General features: G+C 46.6%; 10 protein-coding genes. 2 read left to right on the top strand and 8 right to left on the bottom strand.

Annotation, left to right across the window (positions count from 1 at the left end; genetic code table 11):
• Positions 1 to 28 precede the first annotated feature (28 nt).
• From AAHJ11_RS08700 to AAHJ11_RS08675, 6 genes are read right to left on the bottom strand one after another with little or no spacing between them, the layout of a single operon-like run.
• A complete protein-coding gene (locus tag AAHJ11_RS08700; RefSeq protein WP_258978899.1) occupies positions 29 to 502 on the bottom strand; it encodes a hypothetical protein in 474 nt (157 codons plus the stop codon).
• Between the two features lie 12 nt (positions 503 to 514).
• Positions 515 to 1696, bottom strand: coding sequence for a glycoside hydrolase family 88 protein (locus tag AAHJ11_RS08695; RefSeq protein ID WP_117933363.1), 1182 nt, complete (start codon positions 1694 to 1696; stop codon positions 515 to 517).
• A 14-nt stretch (positions 1697 to 1710) separates the two neighbouring features.
• Positions 1711 to 3642 carry a heparinase II/III family protein gene (locus AAHJ11_RS08690; protein WP_217723031.1) on the bottom strand — a complete coding sequence of 644 codons (1932 nt, stop codon included), beginning with the start codon at positions 3640 to 3642 and terminating at the stop codon, positions 1711 to 1713.
• A gap of 21 nt (positions 3643 to 3663) precedes the next feature.
• Positions 3664 to 5478, bottom strand: coding sequence for a heparinase II/III family protein (locus AAHJ11_RS08685; protein ID WP_148367716.1), 1815 nt, complete (start codon positions 5476 to 5478; stop codon positions 3664 to 3666).
• Positions 5479 to 5498: 20 nt separating this feature from the next.
• Complete coding sequence (locus tag AAHJ11_RS08680) at positions 5499 to 7310, bottom strand: RagB/SusD family nutrient uptake outer membrane protein (RefSeq protein WP_413579357.1); 1812 nt, start codon at positions 7308 to 7310, stop codon at positions 5499 to 5501.
• A 29-nt stretch (positions 7311 to 7339) separates the two neighbouring features.
• The gene (locus AAHJ11_RS08675) at positions 7340 to 10612 is read right to left on the bottom strand and encodes a SusC/RagA family TonB-linked outer membrane protein (protein ID WP_413579355.1); all 3273 of its coding nucleotides are present in this window, start codon (positions 10610 to 10612) and stop codon (positions 7340 to 7342) included.
• Between the two features lie 267 nt (positions 10613 to 10879).
• On the opposite strand from AAHJ11_RS08675, the gene AAHJ11_RS08670 reads away from it, so the two are divergent.
• Positions 10880 to 12313, top strand: coding sequence for a sialate O-acetylesterase (locus AAHJ11_RS08670; RefSeq protein ID WP_148367713.1), 1434 nt, complete (start codon positions 10880 to 10882; stop codon positions 12311 to 12313).
• Positions 12314 to 12411: 98 nt separating this feature from the next.
• Positions 12412 to 16383, top strand: a complete 3972-nt coding sequence (locus AAHJ11_RS08665) for a two-component regulator propeller domain-containing protein (RefSeq protein ID WP_320996137.1) — start codon at positions 12412 to 12414, stop codon at positions 16381 to 16383.
• A 72-nt stretch (positions 16384 to 16455) separates the two neighbouring features.
• On the opposite strand, the gene AAHJ11_RS08660 is transcribed toward AAHJ11_RS08665, so the two are convergent.
• A complete protein-coding gene (locus AAHJ11_RS08660; protein WP_217723023.1) occupies positions 16456 to 17229 on the bottom strand; it encodes a radical SAM protein in 774 nt (257 codons plus the stop codon).
• 117 nt (positions 17230 to 17346) lie between these two features.
• A complete protein-coding gene (locus AAHJ11_RS08655) occupies positions 17347 to 19461 on the bottom strand; it encodes a DUF5117 domain-containing protein (protein WP_148367710.1) in 2115 nt (704 codons plus the stop codon).
• Positions 19462 to 19482: the final 21 nt, after the last annotated feature.

The raw sequence follows: 19482 nt of genomic DNA, 5'->3' as shown, positions 1-19482 counted from the left end.
CATTCATTCTTTTAGGTTACATCCTCGTTTACCATTCATTCTCTTCCAGATCACCGGCAGAACCGCCATCACTCCATGCGCCTTCTGTTCCTGCCGCTTTCCAAGTCTGAAAAGCGGAACACACAGCACGCCCCTCGGCATTATAGGCAATGATAGCACTGATATAATTCACTCCCGGACGCAATCCTTCGGTGACTTTACGGGTATAGGGCAGAGATACCGGTTCTCCGTTTTCTTCTACGAATTTCACCAGCTTCACTTCAATGTTATAGTCAAAGCCGATGTCGGCCACCGGATAGAAATCAATGACTTTCGCTCCGAATGTAGTACCTGTTTGCTGTTCGGAAGTAATCAGAGCCGTATTGTCTGCAATCTCCGAAACTGTCAGGTTCATGGTGGGGATGATACGTGGAGCCGAATCATCCTTGTCCGAACAGGAGGCAGTTATCAGCAGTAATACGAAGATAAATGCCATGCTTATATGTAAGTTCTTCATAATCATATTGTATTAGTTTTATTTTTGTAGATTCTTATACCGTAGCAATGCTTCTAAAAAGTAATAATCGGCATACGTCAGGGGGACATCTACTTCGCTTTTATCTGGAAGTGCGCCTACGCTATGCTTCAGGAGGAAGTTCCCGTTCGTATCCGGTTCGGCCAGATACTCTTTCGAGGCAAGCGTGCGGAGTTGCTTTTCCGCCATGGCAAGATAAGATTCCTTGGCTTCCGTTCCGGGGATATAGCGGCTTAGCTCGATAAAAGCAGAGGCCATGATAGCGGCAGCAGAAGCATCCCGATAGGAGTGTTCTTCCACCGGAGCGTCAAAGTCCCAGTAAGGAATACCGTCGGCAGGCAGACGGCGGAGCAGCATATCGGCAATATGTCCGGCTTGCAACAGATAATTCTGATAACCCGTCAGGCGGAACATCATCGTATAGCTATACAAGGCCCATGCCTGTCCGCGGCTCCAAGAAGAATTGTCCGAGAAACCCTGCACAGTCTGCTTGCCGCGCACTTCTCCGGTTTCAGGATCGTAATCTACCAAATGATACGTAGAGTAATCATCGCGGAAATGATTCAGGATAGTGGTGTTGGCATGTGTGCAGGCTATGTTCTGCAAAGAATCATCGGCATAGGCTTTCGACATGGATAACAGCAATTCAAGATTCATCATATTGTCAATAATCACCGGAAACTTCCAGTCACAACCTTTGCGCACAAAGTCCCAGCTACGGATTACACCGGCAGTAGGTTGGAAGCGGGTTGACAGGGATTTGGCTCCCTGATAGAGCACCTGTTTATAAGCCTCATTGCCCGTCAGCCGGAAAGCATTCCCATAACTGCAGTTCAACTGGAAACCTACATCGTGATCTCTGGTCACGTACTGTATAGAGTCGAGTTTCAGCGTATTCTTCTCGGCCAGCGCCTTCACGGCATCGTTCCGGGTATATTCATAGATATACCAGAGGGAGCCGGGATAGAACCCGCTGCACCACCAATAGATATTCGAAGGGACAAACTCACCCTCGGCAGAGAGCGTGCGGGGAAGTGTCTTTTCCGTCAGGCGGGTATCCATATTCGTGTATTGTTGCTCTGCAACGGTAAACACACGGTCAATCAGCGCCTCCATCGGCTCCTGCCTGGAGCAGGATGCCAATGTTAGAAGTCCTAGTATAGATAATAATAAGATTCTCATACGTTCAATTCATTTTATTTGGGGGACAGGGTTGTAGTAAATGTGGCAGTCTGGTTGGCTGTGACCGTTGCTTCAAAGCCGACCATATAAGTACCCGGATTAGCCTGGTCATAAGAGTTTTCACTGGTAGTACTCCATGTTTTGTAGGTAGGCTTCACGGTTCCGCTGGCTGTGAGATACATCACTTTGCTTCCGTTAGTCAACACGATGCGGTTACTTTCCACCGTCGGGACGGCAGGGGTCACCATACACCAGCGCACTTTGGCGGATTTATCCGTTCTTGCCCTTATCTCATCCATGACTACTAAATCTTTATCGTTCACGATTTTCACGGTACGGGTAGCGGATGCAGCCTGATCGGACACTACTTCTGTCAGATCGAAAGTGGCTCCCAATTCCGTAGCAGTGTTGATGGTAGTGGTCAGGGTAGCCGCACCGTCCACCCGGTGACGGGCATCATTGATTGAGATCGTGCTATGATTGAGATTATTCAGGCGGAATACATCCCAACGCATCGAATTCTGTCCCATATCCCAAAGATTACCACCCAAACCGGCCAGTACCGACTCAAGAGTTGTATAACTTTGCAGACCGAAATCCATCGACCAACGCACTCCATACGCATCGTATACAAATGAACCGGCATCCATGTGTCCATGACTAGAACCGGCCTTGCCGCCTTTGATACCGAGGTATTTATCCGTATCCGTGTATGTCCAGTCGGTATGCACCATCACGACGGGTGTTTCCCCTTTTCCACTCCATAGCTTATTGGAAGGGGCGGAGATCGCATCCAGATTCAGATTATTGGCGAAAGCCATAATCATTGGCAGTAAGCGGTTTTCGGCACAGGAAGCATATTCACCGTTCTTCAGCATTTTCAGTTCATTATAGAGCAATGACGGGTTACTGTATTTATCGGCAAACCACCACGAAGCAAGTGCTGCGGTAGAAGAGGGAGCACAGTCCGAATAATTAAAGAACTTGCTGTTCAGCCCTGTCATATACAACATATATTCTGCCGTTTTGGAGAATCCCGGTGTATCGGAAAGTCCGTTATCCGTGCCAAGCGTACTGTTGAGGGCGGCAAGCATCAACACCTGATAAAGTGTGCCATAACACCAGTAACCGCTGCCCTCCGGATAGTTGCCGTCGGGAGAGTACATCACTTCCAATGCAGGTTTATTGGATTCTAAAGCCTTTTCAATCATGTCCTTTGCTTCGGAAGGATTGTTTTCATAAGAAGCCAGTGCCGCACAGACCAGTCCGCCATTACAAACCTGGTTCCAGTTGTTGGTAGCTTCATAGAAGTTCAGGTTCCAGTTCTTGTTCTGTGCCTGTTGGAAAGCAAACTTCAGCAATGCGTTGGCTGCTTTCGTACGGGTGGAGGCGCTTAGTTCGTTATAGAGCCAGTCGTAGCCGAAAGCAACGGCCGTAGCCATTTCGCCCACATCGAGAAAATGACGTTTCGAGTTCCAGTCGGGAAAGTTGCATACAGCATTGATATCGGTTTCCGCTTTAGTCAGGTATTTGGCATCGCCAGTCATCCGGTAGGCATAAGCACAGGTGAAAATACGCAATAGAGCATCACGGGAAACGTCGAGAATACGTTTGTTGCTAGCATCCAGTTTATAAGTCAGTGCCGTTGCATTCATCCCTTTGCTGTTGCACACTCCCATAATGGTGTTATGCAGCAAGGTCAGATTGGCACTCGTATTTGCATCCACTTTGGCTTTCAATGCAGTGAAAGCCTCGGCGTTCATCAACAGACGAGGATGGTTATCCGCAGTCAGTCTGGAATAATCCAGTCCACCCTCCGGCTCCGTAGGATTCGGTTTCTCATGGGTAGATCCCGGACGGAATCTGTTCTCATCCTCATCAGAACAACTTACGGCTGTTCCTACGAAGAAAGCTATGATGATTGTTTTAAAAAGAATCGTTTTCATGGTTCAATGAATTTATTTGTATTACTTCAAAGGAATAAGTCGTACTTTCAGTTGCGAGGCACGATTGGCAGGAATCACCGTTTCAAAGCCAACGCGGATGGTTCCCGGATTGCGGAAATCATACTCATGCGGGGGCACGTTGGACCAGATTTTCATTTCTACTTCCGTACCGGTATCTGCTGTCAGGAGCATCCGTTGTCCGTCTTTAGTCAATTCTATGCGGTTCTTGCCCGTAATCTTGGCTTCTGCCGGGGTGACCATCATCCAGGATACAGTAGCTTCCTTATCGCCCGTCTCCAACCGGTCTATTACCTCCAGATGGTCTTTCCTGTCCAATATCACGGTGCGGACAGCTTTCTTCACACTGTTGGCAAACACACTCGACAGGTCTACTTCCGCCCCTTTCTGTTTCTTCGACTCGAAAGTACGGGTAATCGGGGCATTGCTCTCTACCAAATGGCGTTCTCCGTTAATCGTTAACGTATTGTGAGCGATATTGCTTAGCCGGAATACTTCCCAGCGTTGTCCGTTCTGCGACATATTCCACAGGTCCACTCCCTTACTTTCGAGTGTGATATAACTCTGCATCCCCAAGTCCATCGCCCAACGCACTCCGTCTCTCTCGAAGATAAACGACCCGGCATCCATGTGTGCATGAGAGGTAGAGGGCGAACCTCCTTTCACTCCCAGATAGGTGTCTTTCTTACTGTCCCATCCGCCACGGTAGATAAACACAGGCGTATCTCCGCGGTTAAACCAGAAGTTTTTCTTCGGCTTTCCGATCCGGTTCAGGTCGAGCTGTGAACAGAACACCATCAGGCTGGGTAGTAAACGGTCTTCGGCAAACTGCATATCCGGGCGGTCGAGATACTGACGTTCAATCCACAACAGGGAAAGGTCTTTCTCCTTGCCTGCAAACCAGAACATCATCATGTTACATTCCGCCTCCACCGGAGAATCCGAGAAACAGAAGCAGTCTCCACTCGGAGCCGTCATATACTGCATGAAACGGGCAGACTCCTTAAATCCGGGGGCTTGGGAGAGCCCATTGTCTGTGCCGAAAGCACTTTCGAGCGCAGCAATGAGCATTACCTGAAAACTCGTCCCGTACCCCCAATATCCGAATCCTTCGGGATAACCTCCATCAGGACCATAGCCTACCATCGCTTTCGGATTTGTCTCCATGCATTTCTCGATAATACCTTTCGAGATCTCCGGAATCTCTTCGAAAAGAGCCAGTGCACCATACGCCAATCCACTATTACATACGGAATTCCAGTTATTCTTGGCAGTGTAGAACCAGGCATGACGGGTATTCTTTGCCGCATCAAATCCTTTTTCGATGATTGCCTCACGCACCACCCGGCGGGTGTCGGGCTGCAAAGAATCATAGAGCCAGTCGTAACCGATAGCCAATGCCATTACCATCTCGCCTACATCCAGGAAATGAGTAGGGTTCCAGTCCGTGAAACGGCTGACAGCGAGCATCTCCTGTTCCGCACGGTGAGCGTATTTCTTATCTCCCGTCATACGGTAAGCGTATGAGAGGTAATAGATACGCTTCAATGCGATGCGCGAAATCGCCAACAGGCGTTTGCCCTCCTTGATACGTTCCACAGGTGGTTCCGTAAGTGTCCGGTCGCAAAGTTCCATAATCCGTTGGTGAACTGCTGCCAACGGGGGATACTCCGCAATAGCTTTCTTAATAGCTTCTTCTCCGCCCTCCGGCAATAACAGACGGGGATGAGGCGCTATCTTGCCATAATCAAACTGTTGTGCAAACGCACCTGTACAACCGAATACAAAAATGAGTAATAGTAAAAGTATTTTCTTCATCCTTATTCAAATCTTTATGATTAATACGCCCAACCGCTTCGTTTAGTCAGGTTCGGGTTCTTCTGCGTTTCAGAGATAGGAGCAGTCCACGGCCACATAGATTCGGTGTAATACCAGTTATACTCTACCATATCGCCCCACCAGGACTTGCCGCCATTCACGTCTTTCCCCTGGAATTTGGTTTCTTTATAGGTTCCCCAACGTACTTCGTCGAAGAAGTTGATTCCTTCCAGACAGAATTCCACGCGACGTTCATAGCGCACTCTTTCGAGCATGTCTTCTTTTCCGTTCACTGCGCACGGACCGCTTCCGCCCTCTGTCAACACAGGCATGTGGGCGCGGGTACGTACTTTATTCACCAAGCGGATGGCTTCTCCTATCTGGTCGGTCTGTGCCAATGCTTCCGCATACTGTAACAATACATCGGTATAGCGAATCAACGGCCAGTCGGTATGACAACGGCTCCGGCTAATCAAGCGGCCTTTCTCAAACTCATTGTATTTACGATAGCAGTAGAAAGCGGAAGTACGTTTATCGAGCCAGAAGTCTCCGCCATTCGTGCCTTGTTCCTTCAACGGCCAGCGGAGTTGTTTACCGATTTGGTTGGCATCTCCGGCATAGTTAGGCTTGTAGCAATCTACCGGGATATAAGGGGTAACGACTGTCTGTTGCAAACGTGGATCGCGGTTGTCATACGCCTTTTTAATGCGGGCTTCGTTACCACTGTTCAGGTAATATTTCTGATAAATATCTTCACCTACGCGTTTGATAAGGGCATTCTTTTGTGAGGACATGGATTCCAACCCGTCACGGCAGAAGAAGATTTCACGTTGTTGCGGAGTCAATAAGTCCCAATCTTCCAAACCGTCTACTTCCGAATATTTGAAGTCCGATCCGTCGGCATTCTTATAATAGTCTACAAAGTCTGCGGAAGGTTTTATTTCCGTCCATCCGTCATACGTATCACGCGCACCGGTCATTTGCTGAATGTTGTCACAGTAACCGGTTTCTTCGCTAAACTGGAGCGAGAAAATCATTTCTTTGTCTTTCTCGTTTTCATATTTGAAGAAGTCGGCATATTCGCCTGTCCACAAGCCGTAGCCGCAGGTTTCCACTTCTTTGAAATCGTTGCCTGCTTCCTTGTATTGCTTCTTCCACATATACACCATGCCACGAAGCGCATAAGCAGCTCCCTTGGAGGGGCGTCCGTAGTTTTCGTTCAGCGTGTTATGGGGGAAATCGGGATTATTGATACAATACGTCAAATCGTCCAGAATCACTTGCCAGACTTCATCTACCGAAGATTGACCACGCGTACAGTCTTCATTATTGATGGGTTCCAGATAAACGGGAACACCCTGATAAAGCATATTCAGCCGATTGTAAGCCCACGCACGGAGGAAACGGGCTTCGCATTGATAACGCGCCAGTTTGCCGGCAGCCATATCCGCTTTATGCAGATTGGCAATCGCATCGTTACACGCATGGATGATGGTGTAACAGAACTTCCATTCATACCACACCTGAAAGTCATTGGCAGGTTTGGTAGCCAGCGAAAGCAGTTCCACCGGATAGTTGTTGGAATAATAATCGGTGGCGAAGCTCATGGCTTCGATTCCCTGGCGGTTCAAACCGTCGGCACGCCGGAGCTGGGTAGACGAGAGTTGTGTGGCATAGAACGGATAGTAGAGTCCTGCCATTCCCTTGTCGGCAAGCTCCTCCGTAGTCCACATGTTTTCACTTGCGATCTGGTCTTCCGGGGCTACATCGAGAATATCCATGCAGGAGGTAGCAGCCAGAGCCATCGTTAAAATCATTAATATCTTTTTCATATCAGATTCTGTTTTTTAGTTCTACATCATTAAAAGGTAATCTGTCCGCCAAAAGAGATCTGACGCATCAATGGGTAGCCGATTTCAGTTCCTATTTCCGGATCAAGTCCCGGGTAACTGGTAATCGTCAGGATGTTATCCATCGACACGAAAGCACGGAGCTTGCTTACAAAGAACTTACTGGAAATCCTCTGCGGCAATGTATAGCCTATCTGGATATTCTTCAACTTGAAATAGTCGGCCTTATATTCATTCCAATCACTCTGGATTCTGTTATTATACGTAGTTCCATACGTCAGACGGGGGTATTTGCCCGACTGGTTGGTGCGCGAATCGTCCGGATTGGAAGGATCGAAGAAATAATGATTGTCGGCAATATGTTCGATAATGCCATATCCGTGACTCACGAGCGTGGAGTTGTAGTAATCCGTATTCCAGTTGAGGTAATGTCCGAAAGCTCCCGACCACAACATGGAGAAATCAATATTCTTGTAAGAGAAAGCACAGTTGAAGCCCAGGTTGAATTTCGGCACACTGGTATGACCGGAGAAATCCCTGTCGTTCGTATCACCATAGTTCATATCCCCATTGCTGTCGGCATAGAGAATGTCACCATACCAAAGCTGGTCTTTGGCAATCGTCTTCATTCCTCCGAATGAATAACCGGAGTCAATCATGGCCTGTACCCATACCATGTCTTCCTTTGTACGTATCATTCCGTCCTTCGGTCCGGCATGGACGTCCACCGCACCTCCGGTATAGCCTTCACCGGAACCTCTGTACACCTTATACATATAGGTTTCACCCAGTTGGCGACCTTCACAGATGTATCCTCCGAATCCGGATTCGGACACATCACTGAAGTTGTTGACATAGCTGACTTTGTTTCCCTGTGCATCATACGTCCAGTATTTCCGGAGATCGCCCTTGAATTTCATTACCTTATTGGCATTGAAAGAGAAGTTCATGCCTACCCGGTATTCAAAGTCTTTTCCGATACGGTCGTTCCAGTTCAGGGTAAATTCTACACCGCGGTTGCGCACTTCACCCAGATTTTCGGGAGCAGAGCCAACAACACCCATCGAGAGATAGAGTTCGGGATGGTAGAGAATGTCTGAAGTATATTTATTGTAGTAGTCTATTTCACCCGTCAGGCGGTTGTTGAAGAAACCGAAGTCCAGTCCGATGTCGGTTGTTGCGGTACTTTCCCAATGCAGTTTGTCGTTGCTTAGTTTTTTACGTACCAGTCCTTTGGTTCCTTCACCGTCGATTACGACATTGCCTGTGGCATAGTTTGCCTGCCAGTCGTAGTTGCCCGTAGAGTTGTTACCTGTCTTTCCCCACGAAACACGCAGTTTCAGGTTAGAGAGATAGTCGGATGCTCCCTGCATGAACGATTCTTCCGAGATACGCCATCCACCGGAGAACGAGGGGAAATATCCCCAACGCTGGTTCACACCGAAACGGGAAGAGGCATCGGCACGGAGGTTGGCTTCGAAGAGGTAGCGTCCTTTATATCCGTAGTTGACACGGCCGAAATAGGAGAGCAGTCCCCATTTGGCAGGTGCCGAGCTGGAAGAGCTGACGAGCGTTTCATAGGTGCTCAATTCGTTCAGTGTCCAGTCAGTAGCTCCTTTACGGGAAACGGCAAAGCTCTTGCTGTAATATTCCTGTGCGGAATATCCGAGTAATGCACCCAGATCGTGGTCTTTCTTGATGGTGGTATGATAGCGTACCAGTATTTCGGCACTCTGACGCCAGGTGCGCGCGCTTGTATTGGTAATGGAAGCGTTCTCCAGTGCGCTTTCGCTGACACGTTGGTCGGTCACGTAGTCCCAATAACCATTCTGGCGGCTATAGGAAGACTTGTCGGTAAATGTTGGCGAATAGTTGAATGTACCTTCGATGTTGAGGCCTTTATAAGGAGTGATAATTCCGTAGACTGAAGCGTTGAGACGCCATACGGTATTGAAACCGGTAGCTCCCGCCATCTGCCCGAAGATATTATTGGCATTGGAAGATTCTTCACTTGCCAGTGCGGGACGTCCCCAGTAGTTCGGTTCGCCCGGATATACACCCGGAGTAGTCTGGTAGAGATACTTGAATCCATTGCTGATGTTTGCCATCCCGTAATCTTGCTTTTGTCCGTAAAGGCGGGTACCAACGGTCATCCATTTCACAATCTTGGCTTCCAGATTGGTACGGAAATTGATTTTCTGCGTACTTGAATCGAGGTTCCAGCGGTTCATGACTCCCTGATTGTCGAGATAGCCCAAAGAGAGCATATACTTCACTTTCTCCGAGCTGCCGGAGACAGAGAGGTTGTGTTCCTGCGAATATCCGGTGTCGAATACTTCGTCGAACCAGTCTGTGTTCGGATAGGCCACGTAATTGGGCACTCCGTATTCGTTCAGTCCGTTCGGATCGGCAGAAGCCGCCCTCCAGCGATCAATGCTTTCCTGCGAGAAAATGCCTTTGGTATTCACATTTTCGCAAGCCTCGTTGACCAGTCCCATATAGCGGGCGTAGTCGCTTACGAAAGAGAGGTTGTTGTAAGGCATCTGCACGACTCCCGAATAAGAATAGGAGATTTGCGGTTTACCTTTTCCGCTTTTGGTGGTGATGAGGATCACTCCGTTAGCGGCACGCGTACCGTAAATAGCTGTTGAGGCAGCGTCTTTCAGTACGGAGATGCTTTCAATGTCGTTGGGGTTCACGTTGTCCATGCTCCATTCAATACCGTCTACCAGTACCAATGGGGAGTTGGTATTAAACGTACCGTTACCACGCACGCGGATGGTGGCGCCGTCCGATCCGGGTTGTCCCGAAGCCTGCGTCACGTTCATACCGGCAGCGAGTCCCGAAAGGGCAGAAGAAACGCTCATGATGGGACGTCCCTCCGTCTGGTCGGCAAAGTTGATGGAAGTCACGGAACCGGTCAGGTTCACTTTCTTCTGCACACCGTAACCCACTACCACTACTTCATCCAGTACTTTCGTTTCCACCTTCATCCGGACGTCGAGTTTCGTGCGTCCGTTCAGGGGAAGCGTGGTGGTTTGATAACCAATGTAACTGAAAGAAACAGAAGGTTTGGCAGAAGTTGTTTTTAAGGTGTAGTGCCCGTTCAAATCTGTCAAGACACCGTTCGTTGTACCTACTTCGACGACGGAAACACCCGGCAGGGTTTCTCCATTCTCATCGATCACTACTCCACTTACTGTAGCAGATGTCTGTGCCCACACCACATCTGTCAGTAAAAAGAGCGAAGCCAATAAAAATAATAGATAATGCTTCTTTTCCATTTGATTAGATTTAATGAAACAATTAGGTTGTTAAATACTCACAGTGCAAAGAAATGGGATATTTAACCAACCTAATAATACTGTTTAGGCGATTGATGCCACTAATTAAGAAAATTCGGCCGAGAATGAAAAGGAAAAACCAGCTTTTAAGATTTCGACTAGCTTTTATCAGAAAATGACCAGCTATTCTTATTCCATATTTAAAAATAGATTGTATTTTTGCCCGATACCTAATAACTATTCGTCGAATATCTAATAAAAAACAGTATGAAAAAACAATTTCTACTTCTGATTTTATCACTTTTATTCCTACCGCTTGCACAAGGCAAAGTAAAACTCCCCGCAATGATGGGAGATCACATGGTGCTTCAACAGAACAGCTCCGTTAAATTATGGGGTTGGGCAGACGGCAAAAAAGTAACCGTCACTACTTCATGGAACAACCGGACTTATCAGGCATCTACCGACAAAGACGGGGCCTGGCTGGTGAAAGTAGATACTCCCAAAGGAGGATATACACCTTATTCTATTACAATCAGCGACGGAACTCCGGTCACTCTCTCGGATATACTGATAGGGGAGGTGTGGATCTGCTCCGGACAGTCGAATATGGAAATGCGCATGATGGGAAATGCCGCACAGCCCATTGACAACTCGCTTGAAACGCTTCTGAACACAAGCAATTACCGCGACAGAATCCGTTTTATCACTGTCCCGAGAACAAAAGACGAGAAACAGCGGGCAGACTTCGAAGACAGGAAATGGGAAGTTCCCGCTCCTGAAACAACCATTGATTGCAGTGCCGCAGGTTATTTCTTCGCCCGCCAACTGACTGAAAGCCTTCATATCCCCGTAGGACTGGTTATCAACAGCTGGGGCGGTTCACGAATCGAAGCATGGATGGACGAGAAAACATTGGCTTCCGTTGAAGGTATGAACGTGAAAGCAGCCGGCAATCCTAAATTAAGTATGTCACAGCGGTTATCGGGACTGTACGACACCATGCTATGGCCTGTAAAGAACTTCACGGCACGCGGCTTCCTCTGGTATCAGGGAGAATCGAATATATCCAACTACCAGTTCTATGCCCCGATGATGACTGCTATGGTGCAGCTATGGAGAAATGTATGGGAAGCTCCTGATATGCCTTTCTATTACGTACAGATTGCCCCTCACCAATATAAAGACAGCCGTGACACAGGTGCCGCCTTATTGCGGGAGGCACAAATGGAAGCCTTGAAAACAATTCCCAACTCCGGCATCATACCGACCACCGATATCGGTGACGAATTCTGCATCCACCCATCCCAGAAAGAAGTAGTGGGCCTCCGCCTGGCTACACTTGCACTAACCAAAACTTACGGTGTGCGCAGGCTGCCATCTACCGGTCCGGTGATGACCAAAGTAGACTATTCCGGCAACAAGGCCATAGTGACATTCAATAACGCTCCTGCCGGACTGTTCCCCACTTTCTCTGAACTGGAGGGATTCGAGATAGCGGGAGCCGACAAGAAGTTCTATCCGGCAAAGGCAAAGATTATAGGACGCACCAACACGGTAGAAGTGTGGAGTGAAGAAGTTGCCCAACCGGTTGCCGTGCGCTATGCCTTCCGTAATTATGTAGGAAATATCACCCTGCGTAATACTTTCGGATTGAGTGCTTTCCCATTCCGTACAGATACGTGGGACGACGTGAAGTAGAGACCTCTACAGAGGGGATAGTTACCCTGTTTACTGGATCTATATCTCCTGTAAACAGCATATAAATGAACCGAACCTGATAACAAAGAAAGGAAATTATGAAACGGTCCGTCTTATCCATATGCATACTGCTGGCATCGGTCTCTCTGGTCTTCGCCAATATCTACAAGAAATATGACGTTAGATCGGGGCTATCGGGCAATTGTGTCCGGAGCATCCTTCAGGATAGCATCGGATATATGTGGTTTGCCACACAGGACGGACTGAATCGTTTCAACGGCATCGAGTTTACCAACTACGGACATTCGTCAGAAAACGGCGGAAACAGTTATATGAATATAGTAACCATCTGCCGACATCCGGATAACAATCTGATTTGGGTGGCAAGCACGGAAAAACTGTATTTATTCGACTCGCGGGAAGAGAAATTTTCCGTATTCGACCGCCGGACAGAAGATGGAGTGACAGTCAACAGTGTCTTCGGGATGGCTTATGACAACTCCGGACAGCTATGGATCGGAACAGCCAGCGGATTGTTTGTCTACAACGAGAAAAGGGGAACATTGAAGCAGTATCTACATTCTCTCTCCGACCCCCACTCATTGCCGGACAACCATGTGTGGGTGGTCTGCAATGATTCGTTCGGGACAATCTGGATAGGCACGCGGAATGGCCTTGCGAAATACAACCAGCGCACGGACAACTTCACAGGGTATATATCCGAAGAGACTTCTTTCGGACGTCCTGCCTGCAACGAAATTATTTCTTTGATGGAAAGTTCGCAGGGAGTGCTATGGGCGGGTACATGGTACGGAGGACTGGCACGTTTCAATAAGGAGACAGGGCAATTCCGCTATTACTTCGGAGAAGGGGACACACTCACCATCCCACGCATCCGCACCCTGTTTCAACGGACAGCCAACTCTTTCTATCTCGGCTCCGATGACGGACTTTACACATTCAACACCACCACAGGAGAGTGTCTGCCGACCGACGATGAACAAAGCAAAGAAAGTATCTATGCCTGTTATCAGGACAGGGAAGGGGGAATCTGGATCGGGACATATTTCAGTGGAGTAAGTTACCTGTCTCCCAAGCATAAGGATATCGAGTGGTATTATCCCAACGGTACGGAGAATTCTCTTTCGGGAAATGTTATCAGCCAGTTTTGCGAAGATCCCGACGGCAACATCTGGATTGCTACCGAAGACGGCGGATTGAATCTCTTTGATCCCCGCACGAAGAAGTTTAAGAATCATCTATTGAGAAGCAATAATCCCAATATCGGTTATCACAATATCCATGCGCTGCTCTACAACGAAGGAAAGCTGTGGATCGGCAGTTTCTCACGGGGGTTATATATCCTGGATATCCAAACGGGAAAAACAAAGAACTATCGCCACAACCGTACTAACCCGCATTCCATTCCTAACGATCATATCTACTCCATTTATCAAACGAAAGATGGCAGTATTTATCTGGGCACTCTGTCCGGATTCTGCCGATATGATGCGGACAGTGATTCGTTCCGGACACTGGAGCCTTTAAGTCATATCTTTATCTACGATATGGTGGAAGACCAGTATGGGGACTTATGGCTGGCAAGTAAAAGGGACGGCATCTGGCGTTATAATCGCCAGACCGGTAAGCTGCACAACTACCGTAACGATCCGGCTGACCCTGCTTCTCCCTGTAGCAACTGGGTTATCCGTGTGTATATCGACCATAAACAGAATCTATGGTTTTGTACCGAGGGAGGCGGCATCTGCCGTTATCACTATCAGGAGGACCATTTTGAAAATTTCTCTACCAAAGAGAATCTGCCGAACAATATCATTTACGGCATACTGGACGATCAATCGGGTAACTATTGGCTTTCTTCCAACAGGGGACTGATCCGTTATGAGCCGCAAAACAAGCGGGCACAACTTTATACCATTGAGGACGGATTGCAAAGCAACCAGTTCAACTTCCGTTCTTCCATGCAAGCCCGTGACGGGAAATTTTATTTCGGTGGGGTGAACGGATTCAACAGTTTCTATCCGTTCAAATTATCGATCAATAAGGTAAAGCCCACGGCATCTATTTCGGCAGTGTATATGCACAGTCCCGATGATAAGGTGAGCCTTAGCAAACGCATTCCTGCCCTTAGCGGACAGGTTACCATTCCTTATCAGGTAGTTTCGTTCGACATCACATTTGAAAGTCTAAGTTATGTGGCTCCCAGCAAGAATTTATATGCCTACAAACTGGACGGCATCCACAAGGAATGGATATACACGGATAAACATAATGTATCCTTTCTCAACCTGCCTCCGGGTGAATATACGTTCCGTGTGAAATCCAGCAACAACGATGAATATTGGAGCAATGACGACTGCTGTCTGCATATTGAAGTTCTTCCTCCACCCTGGAAGACGATCTACGCCAAGATTTTCTATTTACTAATTGCATGTGGCTTCACTTATTTTCTGGTAAGGCTTTATCTGCGTAAGCAACAAGCCGTGAAATTAAGGAAGATGAAAGAGATGGAACAAATCAAGAATCAGGAATTGTTCCAGTCAAAGATAACGTTCTTTACACAGGTTGCGCATGAAATCAAGACTCCGGTAAGCCTTATCAAAGCTCCGCTGGAAGCTATTTTGGAAACACATGAATGGAACAGTGAAGTAGAAAGTAACCTGTCGGTGATACGGAAAAACACCAACCGCCTGATGGAACTTATCAAACAATTGCTCGACTTCCGCAAAGTGGATAAGGAAGGATATGCGCTTTCATTCAATGAGGTAAATATCAACCGGATGACCGAGGAAATCATCGACCGCTTCCGGGCCATCTCGCTGACCGGAATATCCTTCAGTGTCTCTCTTCCGAAAGAACATCTGCAATATAATGTAGATCAGGAAGCACTGACGAAAGTCGTCAGTAACCTGTTGACGAATGCCATGAAATATGCCCGCAGCCGTATTATGGTGATTCTGGACGAGCATTTGTCCGCCGAAGGACGTACTCTTTCCATCTGTGTACGCGATGACGGGCCGGGAATTCCGCAAGATGAATGCAGCAAGGTGTTCGAACCCTTTTATCAGGTGGGAAATGCCGGCAATAACGGATCGGGAGTAGGTATCGGGCTAAGCCTTGTCAAACTATTAGTCGAAAAACATAACGGGAAAGTTTTTATTAACCCTAATTATGCCGAAGGTTGCGAAGTGTGTGTGGAAATCCCTTATTTAGAGAAAAGTATTCCGGCAACCCACGCCGTCACTTCTATGCCCGATGAAGGTCCCGCTCCGGAAGAAGAAGCCGAATCCGGCAGTTACTCTCTGCTCGTTGTGGAAGATACGACGGATATGCTGGAATTTCTGGCTAAGAATCTGGGAAATGCCTATACCATCCACACAGCGACCAATGGCAAGGAAGCATTGGAATGTCTGGAAACAACGACAGTAGACCTTATTATCAGTGATATCGTCATGCCGCATATGGACGGATTCGAATTATTAAAAGCCATCCGTTCCGACAATATGCTTTGCCATATCCCGTTTATCTTACTTTCGGCACTCGACAGCATCGATTCGAAAATTGCAGGTCTCGACTATGGAGCAGATGCTTACATAGAAAAACCTTTCTCCCTAAGTCATATGAAAGCCACTATCAATAATCTGCTGGAAAACAGGCGTATGCTGTTCAATCACTTCACAACCGTGCCGAATATGTCATACGACCAGACATTAATGAATAAAACGGATGTGAAATGGCTTACCACGATTAATGAAATTATTACCCGGAATTTCACCAATGAAGAATTTACCATCGACAAGATGGCGGAAGAAATGGCAATCAGCCGTTCTAATCTGCAACGCAAGTTGAAAGGATTGACCGGAATGCCACCTAATGATTATATCCGGTTGATACGGCTCAAAACGGCCGGAGAACTTCTGCGTGAAGGAGAATACCGGATTAATGAGGTTTGTTTCATTGTCGGATTCAATAATCCTTCGTATTTTGCCCGTTGCTTCCAAAAGCAATTCGGGATACTGCCGAAAGATTATGTGAAGAAAGGAGGATAAGATTCTTCTATTATACTTATATTTATGTATTTGTGCCGCCTCAACAAAAAGAGGCGGCATTTTATGAAAAAACTAATAAGAAGCTGTTGCCGAAATCCCTTCTTTCTCCAGTAAAGCTACAATACGGTCTAATTCTTCATGCGTAGCTTTCTGTAAGTCATGGTCGGGTGTTTCCCGGTCAATCGTATAAATCATCACTTGACGGGGAGCGATTTCCTTCACTGCTTCTATCCAGGGAAGCACATATTTATCAGATGTATTATCCATGTCCTTTCCCTGATAACCTCCTTTCAGAAACATCGTTTGCACAATGCAGTTTCCTTTGAACTCTTTCATCTTTCCGATGATCTTCTTAACGGAATATTTTCCATTAGGACGATCTAATAAATGAATATATTCTTCATCCACTGTATCCAGTTTCAATATATTATTATCTATCTTGTTCAGTGCTTCGAATACAGCAGAACGGTCTATAAACGTAGAGTTGCTCAATACACTTACTTTCGCTTTCGGGAAATACTGATCGCGAAGCGCAAGCGTATCTTCTATAATTTCCGGGAAATAGGGATGAGCAGTCGGTTCACCGTTTCCGGCAAACGTCAGCACATCAGGGGCAGGACCGTTCGCCTGCATATCTTTCAGTTTTTCTTCAAGAGCCGCACGGACTTCTTCACGGGTTGGGAGAGGCTTCTTTGCACGATGATCGGCATTGAAACCACATTCACAGTAGATGCAGTCGAATGAACAGACCTTACCGTCACCCGGTAATAAGTTAATTCCCAAAGAAACACCCAGACGGCGGGAATGTATAGGACCGAAGATGGGTGAAGGAAAAATAATAGTCATCTTTTTTTATCATTTACTTCATAAATCTTTGCAAAGATAACCCAAAACTTACAGGTTATCCTACCTGTACCACCATTTTTTCATCACCCCCAATAAATCATCATTATTCAATGATACTCAAGAAACCACATGGAAATATTGGCTCATTCTTTCCACAAGCAAAATATACATATCACGCACTTCCACCTGGGGATGTGTTGTACTAAGCTTCTCCAACCTACCACACAGATGATACAATTCATCCTTTAAACGTTTCGCCATACCATTATGTTTAGCGTCTTCCTGTATCATATCCAGCCATGTTTCCAGACATATCAGCTGCATATCCATCTGTTCATAAGTAACGGCAGACGACGGATCAAAACCATTGAACAACCCTTCATAAAGATCCTGGAAAAAATCAATATCATCATAGGCTTTCCTGTCACTTCGCAATGCCTGCAATCGAAGAGCCGAAATTGTCTTAACACTCAACAATTGCTTAAACAATTTCACCAATTCCGGATATAGGATATGGTTCCTCACTTCCAACAAATTCTCTTTTACATAAGCACATTCCATCTTTTTAGCAGGATGAAATAAATATGTATCCAGATCAAGCATTGCCTGATGCTGTATCTCCGCCGGCTGAGAGCTGCCTACCGCTTTCGCTATTTCCACCAGATAACTTCCATACAAACGAATAGCCTTTCTATATATATCATTGAGTGAACTTCCCCTATCTCCTTTTTTTCCTTTATATACAATCTTATCCAACCGGCTTACTACGGTCTGCAAATCCGATATTCTTATTGCATAATCCTTTGAAAACCCAGTATCAAGCTTCTCTTCTTCTGATGATCGGAACAAACGAATACGATCCGGCAAATGATGATCTATCCATTGGCGAAGCTGCTCTCGTTCATCATAGCAGTTCTCACATCCTTTGAAAGGATGATAACCAAAGTAAACGGCCAGACAATCATCATCCCCAACTTTTAAAGTCGTCCCACATGAACTTTCCGACAAACTTCCGCGCAAACCCAAAAGATGCCCGATCTCTTCCGTTATTTCATTTTGCAGTAACTCTTTTTCCACTTCTTTAGAATAACGGTCAGCCAGAATACGCGGATCCGAGGCACCGCAACTTAGCAGATAATCATCTAATCGCCCTTTCAGAAATCCATGTCCGATATTCAGACGACATGAAAGTATCTCTCCCGTACGAGGATGATGTGTAAGGTCACTTTTTATCCCCGGCATTTTCAAGTCATAAGATATAAAAGCACGTTGTTCCGCCGGAATGATCTTCTTGTTTGCATACTTCACTTGCAAGGCATCATGGATGCCTGCCTTGCGGAATGCGGTATTCCATGCCGACACCCCTTCTTTCACCGCCTGAAAATATTCCTTCGGAAAAAGAGTATCTACATAGAAAGTGAGTGTCTTTGACATATCCCAACGAAGAATCAACGAATCTTCTGCCATACAGTAAGGATCTTGGGAATAATCTTTAAAACGTAATGTTTGATAAGGTATCCTGTAATCTGCCAGACGAATTCGATCCCTTTTCCGGGGAAGTAAGCGTATTACACAGGTAACCTCCAAAGGCATACTGCCGTCAGGCAATATGACAGTAGAACTGGAAAACATATATCTTTCCGATTCAGCTCCGTGATAGCGCCTGATTGTCAACGATACGCCTTCTTCGAAGGGATGTATTTTCGTTACTTCCGACAATTCCGGAACCAGAGAACGGATAAAACCATAATTATTATAACTGAACCAATCATCACCGTCCATCAGGTGCTCTGTTATCCGGATAACAGCTCCCCGCTCTTTTGAATAGGTTACCACCGGATAACTTTTACCGGCAGGTTGCACGTTTGACAAAGAGAAAGATGACTGATATGCGCTCGTTTCATCCAGAATACGTTCTGCATAAAAAGGTTTCTGAAAACAGATTGTAGCCTTATCAGGGGATACAATACGCACTACTCCCAGTCCGTCGACCGGACGATTCAGTAAATCAAACCCTCTATCTATCTGACCATTCACTTCGATTTCCCGACCGATATATTTTTCCGGTATTTCCAGATAGACTTCTTTCTCCGCCACATATACCGGAAATACACCGTCAAACTTATTCATCCCGGTAACCCAAAACTCATCGAATGGCTTGACGGAATTCTGCGCCTGAAGCAAAGCTGCAACACACAACAATATAAAAATTACATATTTTCTCTCCTTCATGAGTTTCTTTATTTGCTTTTC

This window comes from Bacteroides sp. 90-K9/2, from assembly GCF_047310725.1.
In the GTDB taxonomy this organism is placed as follows: domain Bacteria; phylum Bacteroidota; class Bacteroidia; order Bacteroidales; family Bacteroidaceae; genus Bacteroides; species Bacteroides vicugnae.
Note: the sequence above shows the minus strand (reverse complement) of the source record. Positions and strands in the feature narration are given on the sequence as shown.

Bases quoted from the DNA above. Each gene is read 5' to 3' on its own strand.
- AAHJ11_RS08700 (WP_258978899.1), bottom strand. From the start codon at position 502: ATGATTATGAAGAACTTACATATAAGCATGGCATTTATCTTCGTATTA.
- AAHJ11_RS08695 (WP_117933363.1), bottom strand. From the start codon at position 1,696: ATGAGAATCTTATTATTATCTATACTAGGACTTCTAACATTGGCATCC.
- AAHJ11_RS08690 (WP_217723031.1), bottom strand. From the start codon at position 3,642: ATGAAAACGATTCTTTTTAAAACAATCATCATAGCTTTCTTCGTAGGA.
- AAHJ11_RS08685 (WP_148367716.1), bottom strand. From the start codon at position 5,478: ATGAAGAAAATACTTTTACTATTACTCATTTTTGTATTCGGTTGTACA.
- AAHJ11_RS08680 (WP_413579357.1), bottom strand. From the start codon at position 7,310: ATGAAAAAGATATTAATGATTTTAACGATGGCTCTGGCTGCTACCTCC.
- AAHJ11_RS08675 (WP_413579355.1), bottom strand. From the start codon at position 10,612: ATGGAAAAGAAGCATTATCTATTATTTTTATTGGCTTCGCTCTTTTTA.
- AAHJ11_RS08670 (WP_148367713.1), top strand. From the start codon at position 10,880: ATGAAAAAACAATTTCTACTTCTGATTTTATCACTTTTATTCCTACCG.
- AAHJ11_RS08665 (WP_320996137.1), top strand. From the start codon at position 12,412: ATGAAACGGTCCGTCTTATCCATATGCATACTGCTGGCATCGGTCTCT.
- AAHJ11_RS08660 (WP_217723023.1), bottom strand. From the start codon at position 17,229: ATGACTATTATTTTTCCTTCACCCATCTTCGGTCCTATACATTCCCGC.
- AAHJ11_RS08655 (WP_148367710.1), bottom strand. From the start codon at position 19,461: ATGAAGGAGAGAAAATATGTAATTTTTATATTGTTGTGTGTTGCAGCT.